Origin of the sequence: Candidatus Nitrotoga sp. AM1P (assembly GCF_013168275.1) — a bacterium.
In the GTDB taxonomy this organism is placed as follows: domain Bacteria; phylum Pseudomonadota; class Gammaproteobacteria; order Burkholderiales; family Gallionellaceae; genus Nitrotoga.
On sequence record NZ_AP019547.1, the window covers coordinates 543,701 to 561,629 of the forward strand.

General features: G+C 45.7%; 20 protein-coding genes. All 20 read left to right on the top strand.

The features are described from left to right. Nucleotides 1–10: 10 nt before the first annotated feature. The 20 genes from W01_RS02400 to dnaB all read left to right on the top strand — a co-directional run bounded on the left by W01_RS02400 (nucleotide 11) and on the right by dnaB (nucleotide 17,901). Nucleotides 11–304, top strand: a complete 294-nt coding sequence (locus W01_RS02400) for an HU family DNA-binding protein (RefSeq protein WP_173052037.1) — start codon at nucleotides 11–13, stop codon at nucleotides 302–304. Nucleotides 305–1,270: 966 nt separating this feature from the next. Further along, the gene (gene lepA, locus W01_RS02405) at nucleotides 1,271–3,064 is read left to right on the top strand and encodes a translation elongation factor 4 (protein WP_173055674.1); all 1,794 of its coding nucleotides are present in this window, start codon (nucleotides 1,271–1,273) and stop codon (nucleotides 3,062–3,064) included. Nucleotides 3,065–3,083: 19 nt separating this feature from the next. After that, the gene (gene lepB / locus W01_RS02410) at nucleotides 3,084–3,887 is read left to right on the top strand and encodes a signal peptidase I (protein WP_173052038.1); all 804 of its coding nucleotides are present in this window, start codon (nucleotides 3,084–3,086) and stop codon (nucleotides 3,885–3,887) included. Nucleotides 3,888–3,908: 21 nt separating this feature from the next. Next, nucleotides 3,909–4,283, top strand: coding sequence for a DUF4845 domain-containing protein (locus W01_RS02415; protein WP_173052039.1), 375 nt, complete (start codon nucleotides 3,909–3,911; stop codon nucleotides 4,281–4,283). A 3-nt stretch (nucleotides 4,284–4,286) separates the two neighbouring features. Beyond that, nucleotides 4,287–4,961, top strand: a complete 675-nt coding sequence (rnc, locus tag W01_RS02420; RefSeq protein ID WP_173052040.1) for a ribonuclease III — start codon at nucleotides 4,287–4,289, stop codon at nucleotides 4,959–4,961. Next, the gene (era, locus tag W01_RS02425) at nucleotides 4,958–5,848 is read left to right on the top strand and encodes a GTPase Era (protein ID WP_173052041.1); all 891 of its coding nucleotides are present in this window, start codon (nucleotides 4,958–4,960) and stop codon (nucleotides 5,846–5,848) included. The genes rnc and era overlap by 4 nt, the downstream gene beginning before the upstream one ends. A 150-nt stretch (nucleotides 5,849–5,998) precedes the next feature. Next, a complete protein-coding gene (recO, locus tag W01_RS02430) occupies nucleotides 5,999–6,742 on the top strand; it encodes a DNA repair protein RecO (RefSeq protein ID WP_173052042.1) in 744 nt (247 codons plus the stop codon). Next, the gene (gene pdxJ, locus W01_RS02435) at nucleotides 6,739–7,464 is read left to right on the top strand and encodes a pyridoxine 5'-phosphate synthase (protein WP_173052043.1); all 726 of its coding nucleotides are present in this window, start codon (nucleotides 6,739–6,741) and stop codon (nucleotides 7,462–7,464) included. Before recO ends, pdxJ begins: the two co-directional genes overlap by 4 nt. A 20-nt stretch (nucleotides 7,465–7,484) precedes the next feature. After that, the gene (gene acpS, locus W01_RS02440; RefSeq protein WP_173052044.1) at nucleotides 7,485–7,874 is read left to right on the top strand and encodes a holo-ACP synthase; all 390 of its coding nucleotides are present in this window, start codon (nucleotides 7,485–7,487) and stop codon (nucleotides 7,872–7,874) included. A 164-nt stretch (nucleotides 7,875–8,038) separates the two neighbouring features. Continuing rightward, nucleotides 8,039–9,088, top strand: coding sequence for a beta-N-acetylhexosaminidase (gene nagZ / locus W01_RS02445; RefSeq protein ID WP_173052045.1), 1,050 nt, complete (start codon nucleotides 8,039–8,041; stop codon nucleotides 9,086–9,088). Between the two features lie 182 nt (nucleotides 9,089–9,270). Beyond that, a complete protein-coding gene (locus W01_RS02450) occupies nucleotides 9,271–9,993 on the top strand; it encodes a LuxR family transcriptional regulator (protein ID WP_173052046.1) in 723 nt (240 codons plus the stop codon). A gap of 304 nt (nucleotides 9,994–10,297) precedes the next feature. Continuing rightward, nucleotides 10,298–10,912 carry an acyl-homoserine-lactone synthase gene (locus W01_RS02455; RefSeq protein WP_242007018.1) on the top strand — a complete coding sequence of 205 codons (615 nt, stop codon included), beginning with the start codon at nucleotides 10,298–10,300 and terminating at the stop codon, nucleotides 10,910–10,912. Next, nucleotides 10,909–11,358 carry a hypothetical protein gene (locus W01_RS02460; RefSeq protein ID WP_173052048.1) on the top strand — a complete coding sequence of 150 codons (450 nt, stop codon included), beginning with the start codon at nucleotides 10,909–10,911 and terminating at the stop codon, nucleotides 11,356–11,358. Before W01_RS02455 ends, W01_RS02460 begins: the two co-directional genes overlap by 4 nt. Nucleotides 11,359–11,482: 124 nt before the next feature. After that, nucleotides 11,483–13,237 carry a putative bifunctional diguanylate cyclase/phosphodiesterase gene (locus W01_RS02465; protein WP_173052049.1) on the top strand — a complete coding sequence of 585 codons (1,755 nt, stop codon included), beginning with the start codon at nucleotides 11,483–11,485 and terminating at the stop codon, nucleotides 13,235–13,237. Between the two features lie 421 nt (nucleotides 13,238–13,658). Then, nucleotides 13,659–14,480 (top strand): class I SAM-dependent methyltransferase, encoded by an 822-nt coding sequence (locus W01_RS02470; RefSeq protein ID WP_173052050.1) that lies wholly within the window; start codon nucleotides 13,659–13,661, stop codon nucleotides 14,478–14,480. A 273-nt stretch (nucleotides 14,481–14,753) separates the two neighbouring features. After that, nucleotides 14,754–15,164, top strand: coding sequence for a 30S ribosomal protein S6 (rpsF, locus tag W01_RS02475; RefSeq protein ID WP_173052051.1), 411 nt, complete (start codon nucleotides 14,754–14,756; stop codon nucleotides 15,162–15,164). Beyond that, on the top strand, nucleotides 15,165–15,467 hold the full coding sequence (gene priB, locus W01_RS02480) for a primosomal replication protein N (protein WP_256380118.1): 303 nt from the start codon (nucleotides 15,165–15,167) through the stop codon (nucleotides 15,465–15,467). It abuts the gene before it with no gap. Nucleotides 15,468–15,477: 10 nt separating this feature from the next. Then, nucleotides 15,478–15,747 (top strand): 30S ribosomal protein S18, encoded by a 270-nt coding sequence (gene rpsR / locus W01_RS02485; protein WP_173052052.1) that lies wholly within the window; start codon nucleotides 15,478–15,480, stop codon nucleotides 15,745–15,747. A 10-nt stretch (nucleotides 15,748–15,757) separates the two neighbouring features. Next, complete coding sequence (rplI, locus tag W01_RS02490; protein ID WP_173052053.1) at nucleotides 15,758–16,213, top strand: 50S ribosomal protein L9; 456 nt, start codon at nucleotides 15,758–15,760, stop codon at nucleotides 16,211–16,213. 299 nt (nucleotides 16,214–16,512) lie between these two features. After that, the gene (dnaB, locus tag W01_RS02495; RefSeq protein ID WP_173052054.1) at nucleotides 16,513–17,901 is read left to right on the top strand and encodes a replicative DNA helicase; all 1,389 of its coding nucleotides are present in this window, start codon (nucleotides 16,513–16,515) and stop codon (nucleotides 17,899–17,901) included. Nucleotides 17,902–17,929 lie beyond the last annotated feature (28 nt).

The following is a 17,929-nucleotide window of genomic DNA, read 5'->3' on the forward strand; positions in this document are numbered from 1 at the left end:
GAGTCATACTATGAATAAAGCGGAGTTGATTGATGCAGTAGCGAAGTCCACAAAAAATTCCAAGGTCAATGTCGAGGAAATACTGAATGCGTTGATGGCTGCTATACAAGCGTCATTGGTAAAAGGCGATAACGTGCAGCTGATTGGTTTTGGCACCTTTGCTGTCGAACAGCGTGCTGCTCGGATAGGTCGAAATCCAGCTACCGGAAAAGAGCTGAAAATACCGGCCAAGAAAGTTGCGAAATTTAAAGTCGGCAGCAAGTTGAAAGACGCAGTTGCTGACGTCAAAGCTAAAAAGAAGTAACTAGCCAGCGCAATTAAGCGTGCCCCCACAAAGCCGGGGCACGTTACCTCATCATTTCTGAATTAGTCTCATACCTCATTTTTCGATCTCACGCGCTAAGCACTGAGGTTCATGTCTTTTTTAAGTTGCCTGCTTAATGCTATTTTCAGCATTGAATTGCACTTGTTTTGGCCGCCAGTCACGTTCATCTTTTGCTGAGCTCTCAATTTTCTTGAAATTGTCGCTTTGCCCATGTCAATTTTTTGGCCAATCTGAATTTGGTTCAAACTCGCTTGTTTCAACCTGTAAATCTGATATCGTTGGACGTGGCAATATTCAAAAAAAATTTAACCTCGAGTTGTAGCAGTAATGAACCTATGCGATAACTGATAAAGTGAATTCTTAGTTTGAGCGAAGACTGAGGACGCGCATCACATAAGGGGATATAAATGACAAGCAACGCGAAATATTTTGCTGCAATTTGTGTGGCGGATTCAAGCTCGAAGTGCAACACATTGCCAATTCACCTTTATTGCATAAAGACCAAGGGGTTTATGCTTTGGCGGCCTTGATGTCGGGTATTGGCGCAAGAGCGAATAAGCATTCTTGTTGTAGTTTAAAAGTCGTAGCCTAATAAAACGGTAACGCCAATGCTTGCCGTCTGATGGAGTGACTTCAATGTATAATCCGCCCTCGCCGGTAGCTTGATGGATTTTGGTTTCTAGCTTGGTGTTTCTGTTCTGGGGATCGGTAAGTATGAGTTCTTCGATAGGGCAGAAACATTCTGTAACTGCAATGGTGGGCGGGTTGATGCGTTAAAGGTGGGTAGAATTTTTAGGTTGTTTTGGCTTACCTCATTTATACCCGCTTTGCTTTGAGCTACTGTGATTAAATTTTAAATGAAATTAATCGATAAAACGTTATTTATTAGCATGTTATGTTAATAAATAATATGCCTTTAATCCGTACGATACAAGTTTAATGCACATGCAATACATTCGTAATTTTTCCATTATTGCCCACATTGATCACGGCAAGTCTACTTTGGCCGATCGAATTATTCAGTTGTGCGGCGGGCTTTCTGATCGCGAAATGGAGGCGCAGGTGCTCGATTCCATGGACTTGGAACGTGAGCGCGGCATCACCATCAAAGCTCAGACAGCTGCGCTGCAATATAAGGCCCGTGATGGCCAGATATACAATCTCAACCTGATTGATACGCCGGGACACGTCGATTTTTCTTATGAGGTATCGCGCTCATTATCTGCCTGCGAAGGCGCGCTTTTAGTCGTTGATGCATCTCAGGGAGTGGAAGCACAGACCGTTGCTAACTGCTATACCGCTCTTGATTTGGGAGTGGAAGTAGTGCCGGTGTTGAATAAGATTGACTTGCCATCTGCTAACCCGGAAAACGCCATTGAAGAAATCGAGGAAGTAATCGGTATCGATGCGCACGACGCGACACGCTGCTCGGCCAAGACAGGAGAAGGCGTACAGGATGTGCTCGAAGCTTTAATCGTTAAAGTGCCGGCACCTAAAGGTGACCCGGCTGCGCCGTTGTGCGCGCTGATTATAGATGCGTGGTTCGATAATTATGTTGGCGTAGTAATGTTGGTGAGGGTTTTTAACGGCACCTTGAAACCCAAGGATAAGATTTTGTTGATGGCTACTGGCGCGCAGCATTTGACTGAGCACATTGGTGTATTTACGCCGAAGTCGCAACCGCGGGAAGTACTGACTGCCGGCCAGGTCGGTTTCGTCATTGCGGGTATTAAGGAGCTGAAGGCGGCCAAGGTTGGAGATACCATCACGCTGGCAAACAGGCCCACAGCTACAGCTTTGCCGGGTTTCAAGGAAGTGCAGCCACAAGTATTTGCCGGATTGTTTCCAGTAGAATCCAATCAGTATGAATCGCTGCGTGATTCGCTGGAAAAGCTCAAGCTTAATGACGCTTCGTTACAGTATGAACCGGAAGTGTCGCAGGCATTGGGTTTCGGTTTTCGCTGCGGATTCCTGGGATTGCTGCATATGGAAATCGTGCAGGAACGACTGGAGCGCGAGTTCGACATGGATTTAATTACTACTGCACCTACCGTTATTTACGAGGTGGTGCAGCGCGACGGAACGCTGTTGGTAGTGGATAATCCATCCAAGATGCCCGATCCATCCAAGATCGAGGAAATCCGTGAGCCCATTGTGACAGTCAACTTGTATATGCCGAAAGAATACGTGGGTGCGGTGATTACATTGTGTACACAAAAGCGCGGTGTACAGCTCGATATGAGTTATCACGGTAAGCAAGTGTTGTTGATATATGAGATACCTATGGCAGAAATCGTACTTGATTTCTTTGACAGGCTGAAATCAATTTCGCGTGGCTATGCCTCAATGGATTACGAATTTAAGGAATACCGTCCGGCCGATGTAGTCAAGGTGGATATGCTGATCAACGGCGAAAAGGTAGATGCGCTGGCGATTATTCTGCACCGCAGCAACAGCCAGTTTCGCGGTCGAGAAGTGGCGGCCAAGATGCGTGAATTGATTCCGCGTCAGATGTTTGATGTGGCGATCCAGGCTGCTGTCGGTTCAAACATAATTTCGCGCGAAAATGTTAAAGCCTTACGAAAAAATGTATTAGCCAAATGCTATGGCGGCGACATTTCACGTAAGCGTAAATTGCTGGAAAAACAGAAGGCTGGCAAGAAACGTATGAAGCAAGTAGGTAATGTGGAAATTCCGCAGGAGGCTTTTTTGGCCATTCTGCAGGTAGGTGAAAAATAACGTAAAGACGGGAATCGAGATGGATTTTGCTTTAATTATGTTTGTATTGCTGCTGGTTACCGGTAGCGTGTGGTTACTGGATCGCTTTGTGCTGCAATCGAAACGCATAGCGTCCGCCAAGGAACCTTGGTGGGTAGAGTACTCCAAGAGTTTTTTCCCTGTTATTCTGGTGGTATTCATGTTGCGCTCATTTCTGGTTGAGCCGTTCAAAATACCGTCTGGGTCGATGATTCCTACTTTACAGGTGGGCGATTTCATCTTGGTTAATAAGTTTACTTATGGCATTCGTTTGCCCATCATCAGTAAGAAGCTGGTAGAAATTAATTCCCCCAGCCGAGGTGACGTGATGGTATTTCATTATCCGGAAAATCCATCGCTAGATTATATTAAGCGAGTGGTTGGATTGCCTGGTGACCAAATTGCATATCGCAATAAGAAAGTGTTTGTGAACGATGTGCTGCAAGAGCAGCAGCCGGACGGTGATTATAATTATGTGGAGACTGCACTGAACTTTGTGCATACCGAACGTTATAGAGAAAATTTGACTGGGCATGTTCATTCAATGTTAGTAAATCCAGAAGTGCCCAGCATTCATCTCGGCGCGGTGGCGGAATTTCCTCATCGAGAGAATTGTGCATACAGCGAAAAGGAGGTGCGCTGTATAGTTCCAGCTGGGCATTATTTTATGCTGGGTGATAATCGAGATAACAGCCGAGATAGTCGTTATTGGGGTTTCGTGCCGGATAATATGATCGTTGGCAAAGCATTCATGATCTGGATGAATTTTAGCGATTTGAAACGTATAGGCTTATCCATTGATTGAAGTTATAAACAAGGGAGGAGCATGATCAAAACAATAGCAAACAGGCAGCGTGGCGTGAGTTTGTCTGGTCTTCTGGTATGGTCAGTAATATTAATAATAGCGGCAATTGGCGGCATGAAGGTTATCCCGGCGTATGTTCAGGATGCCGAAATTAAAAGTATTCTCTCTACCATCGTGAATGATCCTGAAATGCAAGGGGCTCAATCCAAGGATATTCGTGAATCGTTCAGTAAGCGCGCCATGATGAATAACATTAATGTCGTCACGGCAAATGACATTGAGATAGTCAAGGATGCACGCGGCCTATCACTGAACATTAGCTATCAAGTTAAAATACCACTGGTTGGCAATGCTAGCTTGTTACTTGAATTCAATCCAAGTAGTTTTAAAAAATAGCCGATGAATCGTGATGCACTGTGCAATCAGATTGGCCATATTTTCACGCAATCGCAATTATTACAGCGTGCTTTGACGCATCGTAGTTATAGTGCGGAACACAACGAGCGATTGGAGTTTCTGGGTGATAGCATACTCAATTGCGTCGTAGCCAAATATCTATATGGCATTTATCCCGATTTATCGGAAGGTGATTTATCTCGTCTGCGCTCCAATCTGGTTAATCAGCAAACCTTGTTTATCTTAGCGCAGCAATTACGTTTGGGTGAATTATTATTATTGGGCGAAGGGGAGCGCAAAAGCGCCGGCTTTCGTCGCCCGTCTATCCTTGCCGATACCATGGAAGCATTGTTCGGCGCAGTATTCATAGATGCGGGTTTTGCAGCCGCAGAGCAAGTTGTGCTCCGGCTGTATGTGCCCTTTATAGCGCAAGCAGACGCGCAGACGTTGGGTAAGGATTTCAAAACCTTGTTGCAGGAATATTTGCAAGGCAAGCGTCTGGCATTACCAAAATATACCGTGATTGCGACTCAGGGTGAGGCACATGCACAGCTATTTAAAGTTGAATGTCAAATCGAACAATTGAAATTATTCACGTGTGGTGAAGGCAGTAGTCGTCGCACTGCAGAGCAGGTAGCAGCAGAAGCCGCTTACCGGAAAATCGAGAGCCAGTCATGAATGCAAGTAATTACCACAGTGGCTTTATCGCTATTGTCGGCCGCCCGAATGTGGGTAAATCCACTTTGCTTAATCATCTGGTTGGCCAAAAAATAAGTATCACTTCACGCAAGGCACAGACCACACGCCATCGTATTAGCGGAATACTAACCGAAGAGCATGCGCAATTTGTATTTGTAGATACTCCCGGATTTCAGACGAAGCATCTTAATACTCTGAATCGCGGTTTGAATCGTGTGGTGACGAGTAGTTTGCGTAATGTGAATGTGGTGTTGTTCGTAATTGAAGCCAGGAATTTCGACGAGCGAGATCGCCAAGTAATGAATCTGCTACCAAAAAATATGCCAGTGCTGCTTGTTATCAACAAGGTAGATAACATGGAGAATAAATCAGAATTACTGCCCTTTATTCAGGAGATAGCCAAGGAGCGTGAATTCACTGCTATCGTGCCAGTGAGCGCAAAACAGAACAAGCAGCTCGATACCTTGTTAAATGCGGTTCGACCCTATCTGCCCGAAGGTGAAAAAATTTATCCTGAAGATGAAATCACCGATCGTAATGAGCGCTTTCTTGCGGCCGAATTGGTGCGTGAAAAAATCTTTCGCTACTCTGGTGAAGAACTGCCTTACTCAGTAAGTGTCGTGATTGAACAGTTCAAAATAGAAGGAAAGCTACGCCGTATCTACGCTGCGGTTCTTGTGGATAAGGACGCGCATAAGGCAATGCTGATCGGTAAGAATGGTGAGAAGCTTAAAGAGATTGCCACTCAAGCGCGGTTAGATATGGAGGCACTATTCGATGGAAAAGTTTATCTCGAAGTGTGGATTAAAGTGCGAAGTGGTTGGGCAGACAATGCACAGGTATTGAAAAGTTTGGGGTATGAATAATTCTAACCTTAAGTTCTCTTTTTCCTGCATCAGTAAGGGATTTATTGGTGTGGTTCTCACCGCTAGGTAGTGCACTTTTCATAGTTGGATAGTTGGTTTTGCTTTTCTCGTTCTGTTCTTCTGTGACAAAGGGAAGCTGGGAGGGGTAGATTGCAGTCGCACAAACACAGATTAGAAGACGAACCTGCTTTCGTCCTGCACAGCTATCCATACCGCGAAACCAGCCTGGTGCTGGAAGTTCTAAGCCGGCAGCATGGTCGCGTAGCATTGGTGGCGCGCGGTGCACGGCGTCCGAGATCGGCGTTGCGCGGTTTATTAATGGGTTTTCAGCCATTAATGTTAAGCTGGTTTGGCAAACATGAATTGCGCACCTTGCACCGTGCCGAGTGGCAGGGTGGTCAGCCGCAATTACAGGGAACGGCATTGCTGTGTGGTTTCTATTTGAATGAATTGCTGCTTAATCTGATGGTGCGCGATGATCCGCACGAGCAACTGTTCGATTATTATCAGCACACGTTGCAACGACTAGCAAATGAAGCGGACTATGCTGCCATTTTACGTTGTTTTGAAAAACATTTGCTGCAAGAGTTGGGCTATGCGCTTTTATTGTTACAGGAAGCGGACAGCGGTGAGCCGATTAATTCTGTCGCACCCTATCGTTATGTGCTTGAACGGGGTGCGGTGCGTGCTACACCCAATGGCGCAGACATATCAAGTGCATCAGAAGGTTTGTTGATGTTAGGCAAAACCTTGCAAGATATGGCTGCTGACGATTACCGCGATGCAGTTAGCGCGCAGCAGAGCAAGCAGTTGATGCGTATGTTATTGAATCATCATCTTGCGGGTAAGACATTGCATACGCGCGAATTGATAAGGGATCTACAAAAAATATGATCAAACTCGGACTTAACATTGACCATGTTGCCACGTTGCGCCAAGTTAGGGGTACACGTTACCCCAACGTGATTCAGGCAGCGTTGATCGGTGAGGCGGCGGGTGCCGATGTTATTACACTGCATTTACGTGAAGACCGCCGCCACATCCAGGATAAGGACGTGGAAATCCTCCGTGACATGCTGCAAACGCGCATGAATCTTGAAAGCGCCATTACCGACGAAATGTTGGCTATTGCTTTGCGTATTAAGCCGCATGATGTCTGCTTCGTGCCGGAACGGCGTGAGGAACTGACCACCGAGGGAGGATTGGATGTGGTGGGGAATTTTGATAGTGTGAAGCACGCTTGTGAGTGCTGTGCGGCGGCGGGCATACGTGTGTCATTGTTTGTGGACGCAGATGAAAAACAAATGGATGCGGCGCGATCTGCGGGCGCTCCGGTAGTAGAGATACACACGGGAAAATATGCTGATGCGGCCAGCGTATCGCATCAGACACAAGAGCTAGCGCGCATTCAACGCACAGTGGCGCATGCTCATGCGCTCGGTTTGCAAGTGAATGCCGGACACGGCCTAAACTATCACAATGTACAGCCTATCGTTGCTATTCCTAATATCTGTGAACTCAATATCGGTCATGCCATAATCGCCGAGGCGCTTTTTATTGGTCTGGAGCAAGCTGTGAAAAAAATGAAAGCGCTGCTAATCGGCATTCATCCATAAATCATGGAAGTTCAGTTACCGTGATTTTTGGTATTGGCACTGACATTGTGGCTTATGCACGCATTGAGGCAGTACATGCCAGCTACGGCGAGCGCTTCGCCCAGCGCATTTTGAGCCAGCAGGAATTATCGGAGTATCGTGTTCATATCTCCCCTGTGCGCCTGCTAATGAAACGCTTTGCCGCCAAGGAAGCACTGGCTAAGGCAATAGGAAGCGGCCTGCGTTATCCCGTGAGCTTGCAGAAAATTAGCGTGTCACACGATGCTTTTGGTAAACCCATTTTTATATTTGATGCAGAATTGGCTGCGCACCTAATGCAATTAGGGTTGACACACCACCATCTAAGTATCAGTGATGACCATGATGTTGCCGTGGCATTTGTGATTTTGGAGAAAGATAGTAAGCGTTAAATTGTGAAAACACAGACGAAATTTACTGCTTTGATAAGTTTTTTCAAGTGAAAAATTCAGCCATTCAAAATGTATCTAGTTTAAGTCTTCTGAATTCCACTTTCGCAGGAAGGACAGCAAGCACATCTGTCATGAATTACGTAAAGATCATTAGGAGAATTTGAATGGGTATCGGCCCATGTATGCTGGATATCGCAGGAACTATCCTTACTGCGGAAGATGAAGCACGTTTACGTCATGAACTGGTGGGTGGCGTGATTCTGTTTGCGCGTAATTACGAATCTCCACGCCAGTTGGCCCAGCTGACAGCCAGCATTCATGCGTTGCGTTCCCCGCCGCTACTGATCGCTGTGGACCATGAGGGTGGGCGGGTGCAACGTTTTATCGACGGTTTCACGCGCATTCCGGCGATGCGTGAGTTGGGCAATATTTGGGATGAACATCCGCGCCGCGCCAAGCATTTGGCGCAGCAGGTAGGGTATGTGCTGGCTGCAGAATTGCGTGCTTGCGGCGTGGATTTCAGCTTTACCCCGGTGCTAGATATAGATTTTGGTATCAGCCAAGTGATTGGCGACCGTGCTTTTCATTCTGAGCCTCAGGCCGTAGGCGAACTGGCGCATAGCCTGTTATTGGGACTCAGGCAGGGCGGCATGTCCACCGTGGGCAAACATTTTCCTGGACATGGTTACGTGCATGCCGATTCACACCTGGAAATTCCGATAGATGAGCGCAGCTATACTGACATTGAGTTGTGCGACCTGATTCCATTTCGTCAGATGGTGAATTATGGTCTGACTGCGGTTATGCCCGCACACGTTATTTATTCCAAGGTGGACACCTATCCAGCAGGTTTTTCAAAAGTATGGCTGAAAGATATTCTGCGCGGTGAGCTGAATTTCAATGGATGCATCTTTAGCGATGACCTTAGCATGGAAGGCGCTACGGTAGCGGGCGGTATCCTGCAACGTGCGGAAGCGGCGCTACAGGCCGGCTGTGATATGGTGCTGGTATGTAACCAACCGTCCTTGGCAGATGAATTGTTAGTTGGATTAAAGTGGGACATGCCAGCGGCCAGCAAAGCGCGCCTCGTGCAGATGCGTGGCCGCTGCCATCCAGATACGTTGGTGCAATTGCATGAGCAAGCAGGGTTCATGAAGGCGCTGCATGAAATTGCAACTATAGGCTCAGGCACAGCAGAGCTACCGTTTGTTTAGTTGCGTTTTACTCGAATATAGGGGTACAGTAAACTTTCGGGTACAAATATTAGATTGAATTCTGATGGTAAGGGTTGTTATGAGTTGACCTAAGGGTGGATAAAATACAATTTTTTCAAACAATGAGGAATGAAAAATAAGTAAATCCTGCTTCCCCTGAGATGTAAACGAGGAGAATAACTATGACTTATTTGGATCAATTTCAGTCGTTGTTAAATTGCGATACCGTTGAAGAATTGCATGCGGCGACTACAACTATAATCAAGCAGATAGGATTTGAGCACTTTCTTTATGCTGTGCGGGTAAACGTATCGCTTACTCGGCCTTATCATTTTCTTTTTAGTGGCTATCCAAAGGAGTGGCGTGAACATTACGAGCTATCCGGTTATGCCAAGATTGATCCGACGGTTCAACATTGTTCCAAAACAGTAATTCCGGTAATTTGGGATCGTAAAATTTTTAATAGCAGGCCTACAGTCAGAATAATGAACGAGGCGGGAGAGTTTGGTCTTGCTAATGGTGCGAGCTTTTCTGTTCATGGCAGACAAGGGGAAGCCGCAATGTTGAGTCTGGCCACTTCCATTAATTCACGGCAAGCCAAGCAAGATATTATTACTATGTTGGGAACGGCGCAGTTGCTAACATGCTACTTGCACGAGGCGATTCAACGCATCGTGCTCAGCAAAGACTCTTTGCCTCTGAAAAAAATAAATCTTACTGAGCGAGAAAAAGAATGCATTCTCTGGGCGGCGGAAGGCAAAACCGGGTGGGAAATAGCCAATATTCTTAAACTTTCCGAGCGTACTGTGACTTTTCATCTGCAGAATGCAGCCAGTAAAATGGGAGTATCTGGTCGTCAGCATGCTATCTCCCGTGCTCTTTCGATGGGTCTTATCACTCCCTGAGATTTGTATGACTGTGAATTTGTATGGTGATAGACGCTGTCATACTAAAGTTCGATAAAATTTTCACAATTTTATATTTGCAACAAATTATTCGACTTACGGGATGTCGTGAACGGCGAACTCTCTCCATTTTTATCTCAAAGCATTGCTCACCGCTTAACTCTAGAACCTTTCCCAGCCAGGCTTTGTAGCCATTAATTGTTATTTTGCCCTGTAAGATCCTACAGCTAGCTAGCTGTCAAGATACGTAGTCTCATTGCTCCTGTCATCAAACAACGACAGAGGGCACAAAATGAGTTCGATAATGCTTGCGCAACATGGGGACGGCTCACTAAATCGTCAAGCCGCGATGGGAATGTACCGGCTCAGGCACGATGTATTTCATGATCGACTGGGTTGGGAAGTGACTAGCGATAATGGCATGGAACATGACGAATTCGACCGGGCCAATCCGGTTTATGTACTGGTAAGAGGAGATGCAGATGAGGATGAAAATGAGGTATTGGGCTGCTGGCGACTATTACCTACAACCGGCCCCAACATGCTAAAGGATACTTTTCCCCAGCTCTTACACGGACAGCGTGCACCGCAACAGGCCGATGTGTGGGAACTAAGTCGATTTGCTGTAACTGCTCCAAAATATGAAAGTGCAAATTATGGTTTTAGTGCAATACCCATGCAGATGATGCAAAAATTATTTAAGTTTGCTCAACTCAACGGTATTGTCCGTTACGTTACAGTAACCACTGTGGCAGTCGAAAGATTAATATCCAAAACAGGTGTTAATTTAAGCAGGTTTGGGCCACCCATCAAAATAGGTCGGGTGTTGACTGTGGCTTGCTCCATTGAAATCGACGAGATCACAGAATTCGCCCTGTTTGGTACCTTACCCGAGCATGCACTGAGGCTAGCCGCATGAATATTTTGTTACTCGGAGAAGCATCAGGCACCCGTCGCATCTTGAATCAGATGCTGGAAAAATCCAGGCATCGGTTAGTCCAGCAAGCATGGGCGGATATGCCTGAGCCAGATTTGGAACAATATGACATGGTGTTGGTAGATGGTAATGTTTGTGATTGCTCCCAGCAAGCACGTTTGCTGGAATGGGTGCGTGAGGCCAGACGCCTCTTTCCGAATCTGCCGGTAGCCGCATTAAATTACGTGGGCACTCCTGTAGCGGCGGAAAGTGCAGAGTGCAGCATGGCCAACCATTCTTGTGGTGTTTCCGAATCTGGAGACGGAGTTTGGCGCATGCGCTGCCGTTTAAAGGAGCTTGCCTTGAGTGAAACGGCCGCGCTATTGCGCGATGCATGCGAGCGTCAGCCTCTGGAGCCCATTATTTTTGAATACTCGGGACAAAGTTGATATGAAGACAGCAGTTATAGTACGCAGAGTTCTTCGTCAGTCTAATCGGAATCACAGATCTCGAGCTTCCTTCTACCTGATATTAGTTGCTTAACCTGATTAACCAAGATAATGAGTGATATTAATGCAGGACTTATCTAGTTCGGGACAAGAGAGTGATAGCGTACGTCAAAAGGAGAAACAACTTAGGCTATTCGCGCATATATTCAATAACGTACATGAAGGCATAATTGTCACGGATGCCGATAAAAACATGTTGTTTATTAACCCGGCTTTTTCTATCATTACCGGTTACAGCGCTAATGATTTAATAGGTAGGAACCTGAATCTGTTACATCTTGGCTTGATGGATGATGCGTTTAACCAAGACACATGGCGCAGCATTGATGAAACCGGGCGCTGGCAGGGTGAGATGATCGGTCGACGAAAAAATGATGAAAGTTACGCCGAGCGCTTAAATCTCAGCACTATGAAAAATGAATTCGGCGAAATTAGTTACTATATCGGCGTTTTTTCTGATATCAGTGAGCGTAAGGCAGCAGAAGAACGTGTGGCATATGTTGTACTGCATGATTTTCTCACCAATTTGCCCAATGGCCTGCTATTGCAGGATCGTTTAGCGCAGGCTATTTCTCATGCTGGCCGCGAAAAACACAAAGTGGCAGTCATGTGTCTTGATCTGGATCATTTCAAAGTTATTAACGACATGCTGGGTCATCTTGTTGGCGATAAATTATTGCAAGAGGTTGCCAGACGCATTAGCAGTGTGGGTCGCGCTAGCGATACGGTAAGCAGGCGGGGGGGAGACGAGTTCGTAATCATATTGCCGAATTTGGAAACTGTGGATGATGCTGCCGTTATTGCGGTCAAGCTGTTAGAGGCCATTTCTGGCTTGTGCATGGTAGATGGTAATGAAATCAAAATAACTACTAGTATCGGCATCAGCATATTTCCAGAAGATGGATGCGATGGGGATTACTTGATTAAATATGCTGATGCTGCAATGTACCATGCTAAAAAAAATGGTCGTAATAATTACCAGTTTTTTACTAATGAAATGAACCAGCTCGCGCTTGAGCGCATGTCGATTGAACGGAAATTGCGTCATGCAGTAGAACGCCAAGAATTTTGTTTACATTACCAGCCTCAGGTAGACTTGCGTAGCGGTCGCATCATTGGTGTAGAAGCATTGCTACGCTGGAATAATCCCGAAACTGGAATAATTTCGCCTGGGTATTTCATTCCCATCGCGGAAGAGACCGGTTTGATTATTCCAATCGGCGAATGGGTATTGCGTGAGGCTTGCCGGCAGAACAGTGAATGGCGTATGTTAGGTTTACCGGAACTTACCGTGGCGGTCAACCTATCGGCAGTACAGTTTCGCCAAAATAATTTTGGCGAAATGATCAAGACAATTTTGTGTGAGAACGGTCTCGAACCGTCTGGTCTTGAGCTGGAAATTACCGAGGGCGTTGTCATGCAAAATGCCGAAGCGTCGATCGCGTTGTTATTAGAGCTAAAGGCGATGGGGCTGAAGCTCGTAGTGGACGATTTTGGAACTGGCTACTCCAGCTTAAGTTATCTCAAGCGTTTTCCTATCGATAAGCTCAAGATTGATCAATCATTTGTGCGCGATATAATAGTCGATTCGGATAATGCTGTGATTGTTAGTACGATCATTAATATGGCGCGCACCCTTAAGTTGAAAGTGATCGCTGAGGGAGTGGAAACTGCAGAGCAACTATCTTTCCTGAAGCATCAAGAATGCGACGAGATACAAGGCTATTACTTCAGCCAGCCGGTGCCACCTGAAAAAATTAGCAGTCTGCTGGTATCCGGTTATAAAGAGGGAGGTCAATGGTTATATGTATCGAAATAAAGTAAAGGTGTGAAAGTGTAAGTTGTGTCTTGTCGGTCTCGTTCAATTTCTCTATCTGCGCTACTTTTATCTAGTTTATCAGGGTTAAAGGTGGCAACGATGAATGTGACATCGATTCTTCGGTACCCAATTCTTCTTTTGTTTTTTCAGTTTACCTCACAGCATGGGCCGTATCGTTTAACGAATGCAATCGCATGGACAATGCGTTGCATGGTTCCAATACTCACGTTACAGTATGCTTAGCTCGCATGGTTCGGTTTTCTTATCAGTTTCGTCGCTAACAAAGAAATACGATCGTCACCATATAACCTTTATATTCTAGTTTAGAATAGTTTAATAACTTATTTATTAATAATAACTATTTTATGATGACTATTGGAGGGGCGAAATTAATTTTTGAGAGAAGCTATCTGGGAGCGGTATGCATGAAATAAAACCTGGTCAATCAATTGATCTGCTTAAAGAGCTGCACATTCTTACTCGAGATGGGAAGATGAATCAAGATTCCCGACGCAAACTTAAGCAGGTTTATCATCTCTATCAATTCATCGAGCCGTTGCTGCAAGAAATTAAGAAAAATAACCATAATATTCAACTGGTTGATCATGGAGCAGGCAAATCTTATCTTGGCTTCATTCTCTATGACCTGTTTTTTAAGACATTGAATGATGCATCACGTATTTACGGTATTGAAACACGTGATGATTTGGTCAAACACTCGCAGGTGTTGGCATCACGGCTAAATTTTCCAGGTATGTCATTCCTTAACTTATCGGTGGAACAGTCTATTGAGTCAGAGATTTTGCCCGTCAAGGTGAATGTGGTTACAGCGCTCCATGCGTGCAATACCGCTACTGACGATGCCATACGTTTTGCGTTGAAAAAAAATGCTCAATTTATCGTCTTGGTGCCATGCTGCCAAGCTGAAGTGGCGGTGGCTTTGAAGAAAAATAAAGGTAAAGATTTTGCGAAAAATGTTTTGATTGAACTATGGCGTCATCCCATCCATACCCGCGAATTTGGCAGTCACATTACCAACGTGCTGCGTTGTTTGCAATTGGAAGCACACGGTTACCAAGTTACAGTGACCGAACTAGTGGGTTGGGAGCATTCGATGAAAAATGAACTTATTATCGCGAATTTTAAAAATTTGCCATGCAACCGTCCGGCTGAGCGATTGAAGGAAGTGCTGCAAACTTTGGGACTGGAAGAAATGAGTGGTCGTTTTTTTACGCGGATGTAACAGTCACCGTGAAAATCCTGTAATTATCATGTATCAACTTTGTTCGGCGATTCGTCCGATTTAGCGAATTACATCGCACTCCGTTGAACTATCATGTTATCTCGAAATTGGGGAAATTAATGTCTTTCCTTAAAGAATTTGAGATAGAGATAAGAAGATTGTAAACAAGGCTTTTCCTTGACCTGACTGAATTTTTCGCTATAATCACGCTCCCTTAAACCCTTGCTCTACCGTTACGCATGACGGAGGGCTTCATATCCAAAAGGAGAATCAATGCGACATTACGAAATTATATTTATCGTGCACCCCGACCAGAGTGAGCAGGTGCCCGCTATGATTGAACGCTACCGTGCTCTGGTGACGGCCAAGAATGGCGTGATCCATCGCTTGGAAGACTGGGGTCGCCGTCAATTAGCTTACCCGATCCAAAAAATCCACAAAGCGCATTATGTGTTGATGAATATTGAATGTAACCAGGAAGTTTTGGACGAGATAGAACATGCATTCAAGTTTAACGATGCTGTGTTACGCCACTTAACTATCAAAACCAAGTCTGCGGTAACAATTCCTTCGGCGATGATGAGGGAGGAAAAATCGCGCTCTTTGACTGCCCCTGCGGCAGGCTCAGGACAGGCTCCTCAGATTGAATTAGTCGTGCCAACTGAAGTTGCTGCGGTTATTTGATTGAGTGTTGCTTGTAACCGGCTCTCCATTAATGGAGAACTCGTTGAACTGGATTGTTTGCGCTACACCCCGGCAGGGGTAGCGCGAATGGCATTAAAAATTCGTCATGCTTCAACGCAACTAGAGGCCGGCATAGCGCGTCAGGTACAGTGCGATATTCCTGCGTTAGCACTTGGTGCCGCTGCACAGCAGGCTAATAATTTGCAACTGGGACAGCGGGTAAAAGCAGAAGGATTTTTGGCTCAGCGCAGTTTACGCATTACACAACTTGTGTTGCACATTGATAACATTAAATTAGAATAAGGAGCACAACATGGCTCGTGTTTTTAAGAAAAAAGATGACAAGAAGAGCAATTCTTCACGTCAATTGTTCAAACGCCGCAAATTTTGCCGCTTCACTGCAGATAAGATTGCAGAAGTGGATTATAAAGATTTGAATATTCTCAAGGAATTTATTGCCGAGAACGGCAAGGTCATTCCGGCACGTATTACTGGCACTAAATCGCGCTTCCAGCGTCAATTGGGCATTGCAATCAAGCGTGCAAGATTCTTGGCGTTGTTGCCTTACACAGATTTGCATTAAGGAGCAGAACATGCAAGTGATACTTATGGAAAAAATGGTAAACCTTGGCCAATTGGGCGATGTAGTTAAGGTTAAAAATGGCTATGCACGTAATTTTCTGATCCCGCAAGGCAAAGCCAAGCGTGCGACTGAGAGTAATAAGGCGGAATTTGCAGTTCGTCGCCTTGAACTAGAAGCTGCAGAGCAAGCCAAGGTGGGAGAAGCTCAGGCACGCGCTGAGAAATACAGCGGGTTGACTGTGCAAATAGTACAAAAGGCCGGTGTTGACGGCAAGTTGTTCGGTTCCGTGACTAATGCTGACATTGTTGTGGCGTTGGCAGTGCAAGGTTTTATTGTGGAAAAAACTCAAGTGCGCATGTCGGCGGGACATATAAAGCAAGTTGGCGATTATCCAGTCAATATCGCGTTGCATACTGATGTGATAGCTAATATTATAGTTTCAGTGCTGGGCGAGCATAAGCCGTAGTTTTTTACGTATTGTTGTAAATAAAATAGAGCTGGCGACAGCTCTATTTTATTTTTGGTGGTAGAAATTTTCTCAGTGATAGAATGCTGCAGCTAGTTTGGTCTTTACGTTAATTTGAACTTATATAAGCTGTCACAGAAGAAGTTCTTTGTAAATATTGTTAACGTAGTGGCTAAAACTACCGGTTTGATTTCTAAACTTTTATATTCCATACAACAAATACCGAAAATAATGATTTCAAAAATAAGTTCCATCAAGAATGCGGCTCTGCATTAGTTCTTGATCAATAACTCGGCACTATGCACAACCTATATATTTCTCCACCAGATCCCCAGCTTGAGGCATTAAAACTTCCACCGCATTCGGTGGAAGCTGAGCAGTCGGTATTAGGCGGCATTTTTTTGGACTCTGCCGCGTGGGATAAAATTGCCGACCTGATTAGTGAACAAGATTTTTATCGCTTTGAGCACCGTCTGATTTATCGGCATATCGCGCGCTTGACCGAGCATGCCAAACCGGTAGACGTTATCACCGTGGCGGAATCGTTGGAAAGCAATGCTGAACTCGATAAAGCCGGTGGATTGGCCTATTTAGGCTCCTTGGCGCAAAACGTGCCGTCCGCAGCTAACATCCGGCGCTATGCTGAAATTGTGCGTGAGCGCGCTGTTATGCGCAAACTGGCTGAGGTTGGCAGCGAAATTGCTACTAGCGCCTATAATCCCGCTGGGCGCGATGCGAACCAGTTGCTGGATGAAGCGGAAAGCCGTGTATTTGAGATTGCTGAGGCTGGTGAGCGCGGCCGTCAGGGTTTCAGCCCCCTTCCACCGCTACTTACGAAGGTAGTGGAGCGTATTGAGACACTGTACGGGCGTGATAACTCCAGCGATGTGACCGGCGTTGCGAGCGGATTTACCGATTTGGACAGCATGACTTCCGGCCTGCAACCAGGTGAACTGATCATTGTTGCCGGGCGTCCGAGCATGGGTAAAACTGCTTTTGCTATTAATATCGCCGAGCATGTGGCGTTGGAAAGCTGTAAGCCAGTGGCAATCTTTAGCATGGAAATGGGCGGTATCCAATTGGCCATGCGTATGATAGGTTCAGTAGGTAAACTCAATCAGCATGATTTACGCACTGGACGTTTGCAGGAAGATGACTGGCCACGCCTGACCCATGCGCTGGGGCGTTTGAATGATGCAGCTATTTTCATCGACGAAACCGCCGCGCTAAATTCGCTTGAATTACGTTCGCGTGCACGCAGGTTACATCGCCAAAATAATGGCCTAGGGTTGATTATTATCGATTACTTGCAGTTAATGTCTTCTCCTTCAAGTAAGGCAAGTGAAAATCGTGCTACCGAAATTTCAGAAATTTCACGTTCTTTGAAGGGGTTAGCCAAGGAGTTACAAGTACCTGTTATGGCGCTGTCGCAGCTTAACCGTAGCTTGGAGCAGCGTCCTAACAAACGCCCGATGATGTCCGATTTGCGCGAATCCGGTGCTATCGAACAGGATGCAGATCTGATTTTGTTTATCTATCGTGATGAAGTATACAACCCTGATTCACCTGACAAGGGTAAGGCGGAAATTATCATCGGCAAGCAGCGTAACGGCCCGATAGGCAAGGTTGAGTTGACGTTCCGTGGTGAATATACGCGTTTTGATAACTTCGCTCATGCTCAATATTGAACTTTTGGGGTGAGTTTCCCGCCGCTTG

Bases quoted from the DNA above. Each gene is read 5' to 3' on its own strand.
- W01_RS02400 (WP_173052037.1), top strand. From the start codon at position 11: ATGAATAAAGCGGAGTTGATTGATGCAGTAGCGAAGTCCACAAAAAAT.
- rnc (WP_173052040.1), top strand. From the start codon at position 4,287: ATGAATCGTGATGCACTGTGCAATCAGATTGGCCATATTTTCACGCAA.
- pdxJ (WP_173052043.1), top strand. From the start codon at position 6,739: ATGATCAAACTCGGACTTAACATTGACCATGTTGCCACGTTGCGCCAA.
- rpsR (WP_173052052.1), top strand. From the start codon at position 15,478: ATGGCTCGTGTTTTTAAGAAAAAAGATGACAAGAAGAGCAATTCTTCA.
- W01_RS02415 (WP_173052039.1), top strand. From the start codon at position 3,909: ATGATCAAAACAATAGCAAACAGGCAGCGTGGCGTGAGTTTGTCTGGT.
- era (WP_173052041.1), top strand. From the start codon at position 4,958: ATGAATGCAAGTAATTACCACAGTGGCTTTATCGCTATTGTCGGCCGC.
- W01_RS02455 (WP_242007018.1), top strand. From the start codon at position 10,298: ATGCTTGCGCAACATGGGGACGGCTCACTAAATCGTCAAGCCGCGATG.
- W01_RS02470 (WP_173052050.1), top strand. From the start codon at position 13,659: ATGCATGAAATAAAACCTGGTCAATCAATTGATCTGCTTAAAGAGCTG.
- dnaB (WP_173052054.1), top strand. From the start codon at position 16,513: ATGCACAACCTATATATTTCTCCACCAGATCCCCAGCTTGAGGCATTA.
- lepA (WP_173055674.1), top strand. From the start codon at position 1,271: ATGCAATACATTCGTAATTTTTCCATTATTGCCCACATTGATCACGGC.
- lepB (WP_173052038.1), top strand. From the start codon at position 3,084: ATGGATTTTGCTTTAATTATGTTTGTATTGCTGCTGGTTACCGGTAGC.
- W01_RS02460 (WP_173052048.1), top strand. From the start codon at position 10,909: ATGAATATTTTGTTACTCGGAGAAGCATCAGGCACCCGTCGCATCTTG.
- rplI (WP_173052053.1), top strand. From the start codon at position 15,758: ATGCAAGTGATACTTATGGAAAAAATGGTAAACCTTGGCCAATTGGGC.
- rpsF (WP_173052051.1), top strand. From the start codon at position 14,754: ATGCGACATTACGAAATTATATTTATCGTGCACCCCGACCAGAGTGAG.
- W01_RS02465 (WP_173052049.1), top strand. From the start codon at position 11,483: ATGCAGGACTTATCTAGTTCGGGACAAGAGAGTGATAGCGTACGTCAA.
- W01_RS02450 (WP_173052046.1), top strand. From the start codon at position 9,271: ATGACTTATTTGGATCAATTTCAGTCGTTGTTAAATTGCGATACCGTT.
- nagZ (WP_173052045.1), top strand. From the start codon at position 8,039: ATGGGTATCGGCCCATGTATGCTGGATATCGCAGGAACTATCCTTACT.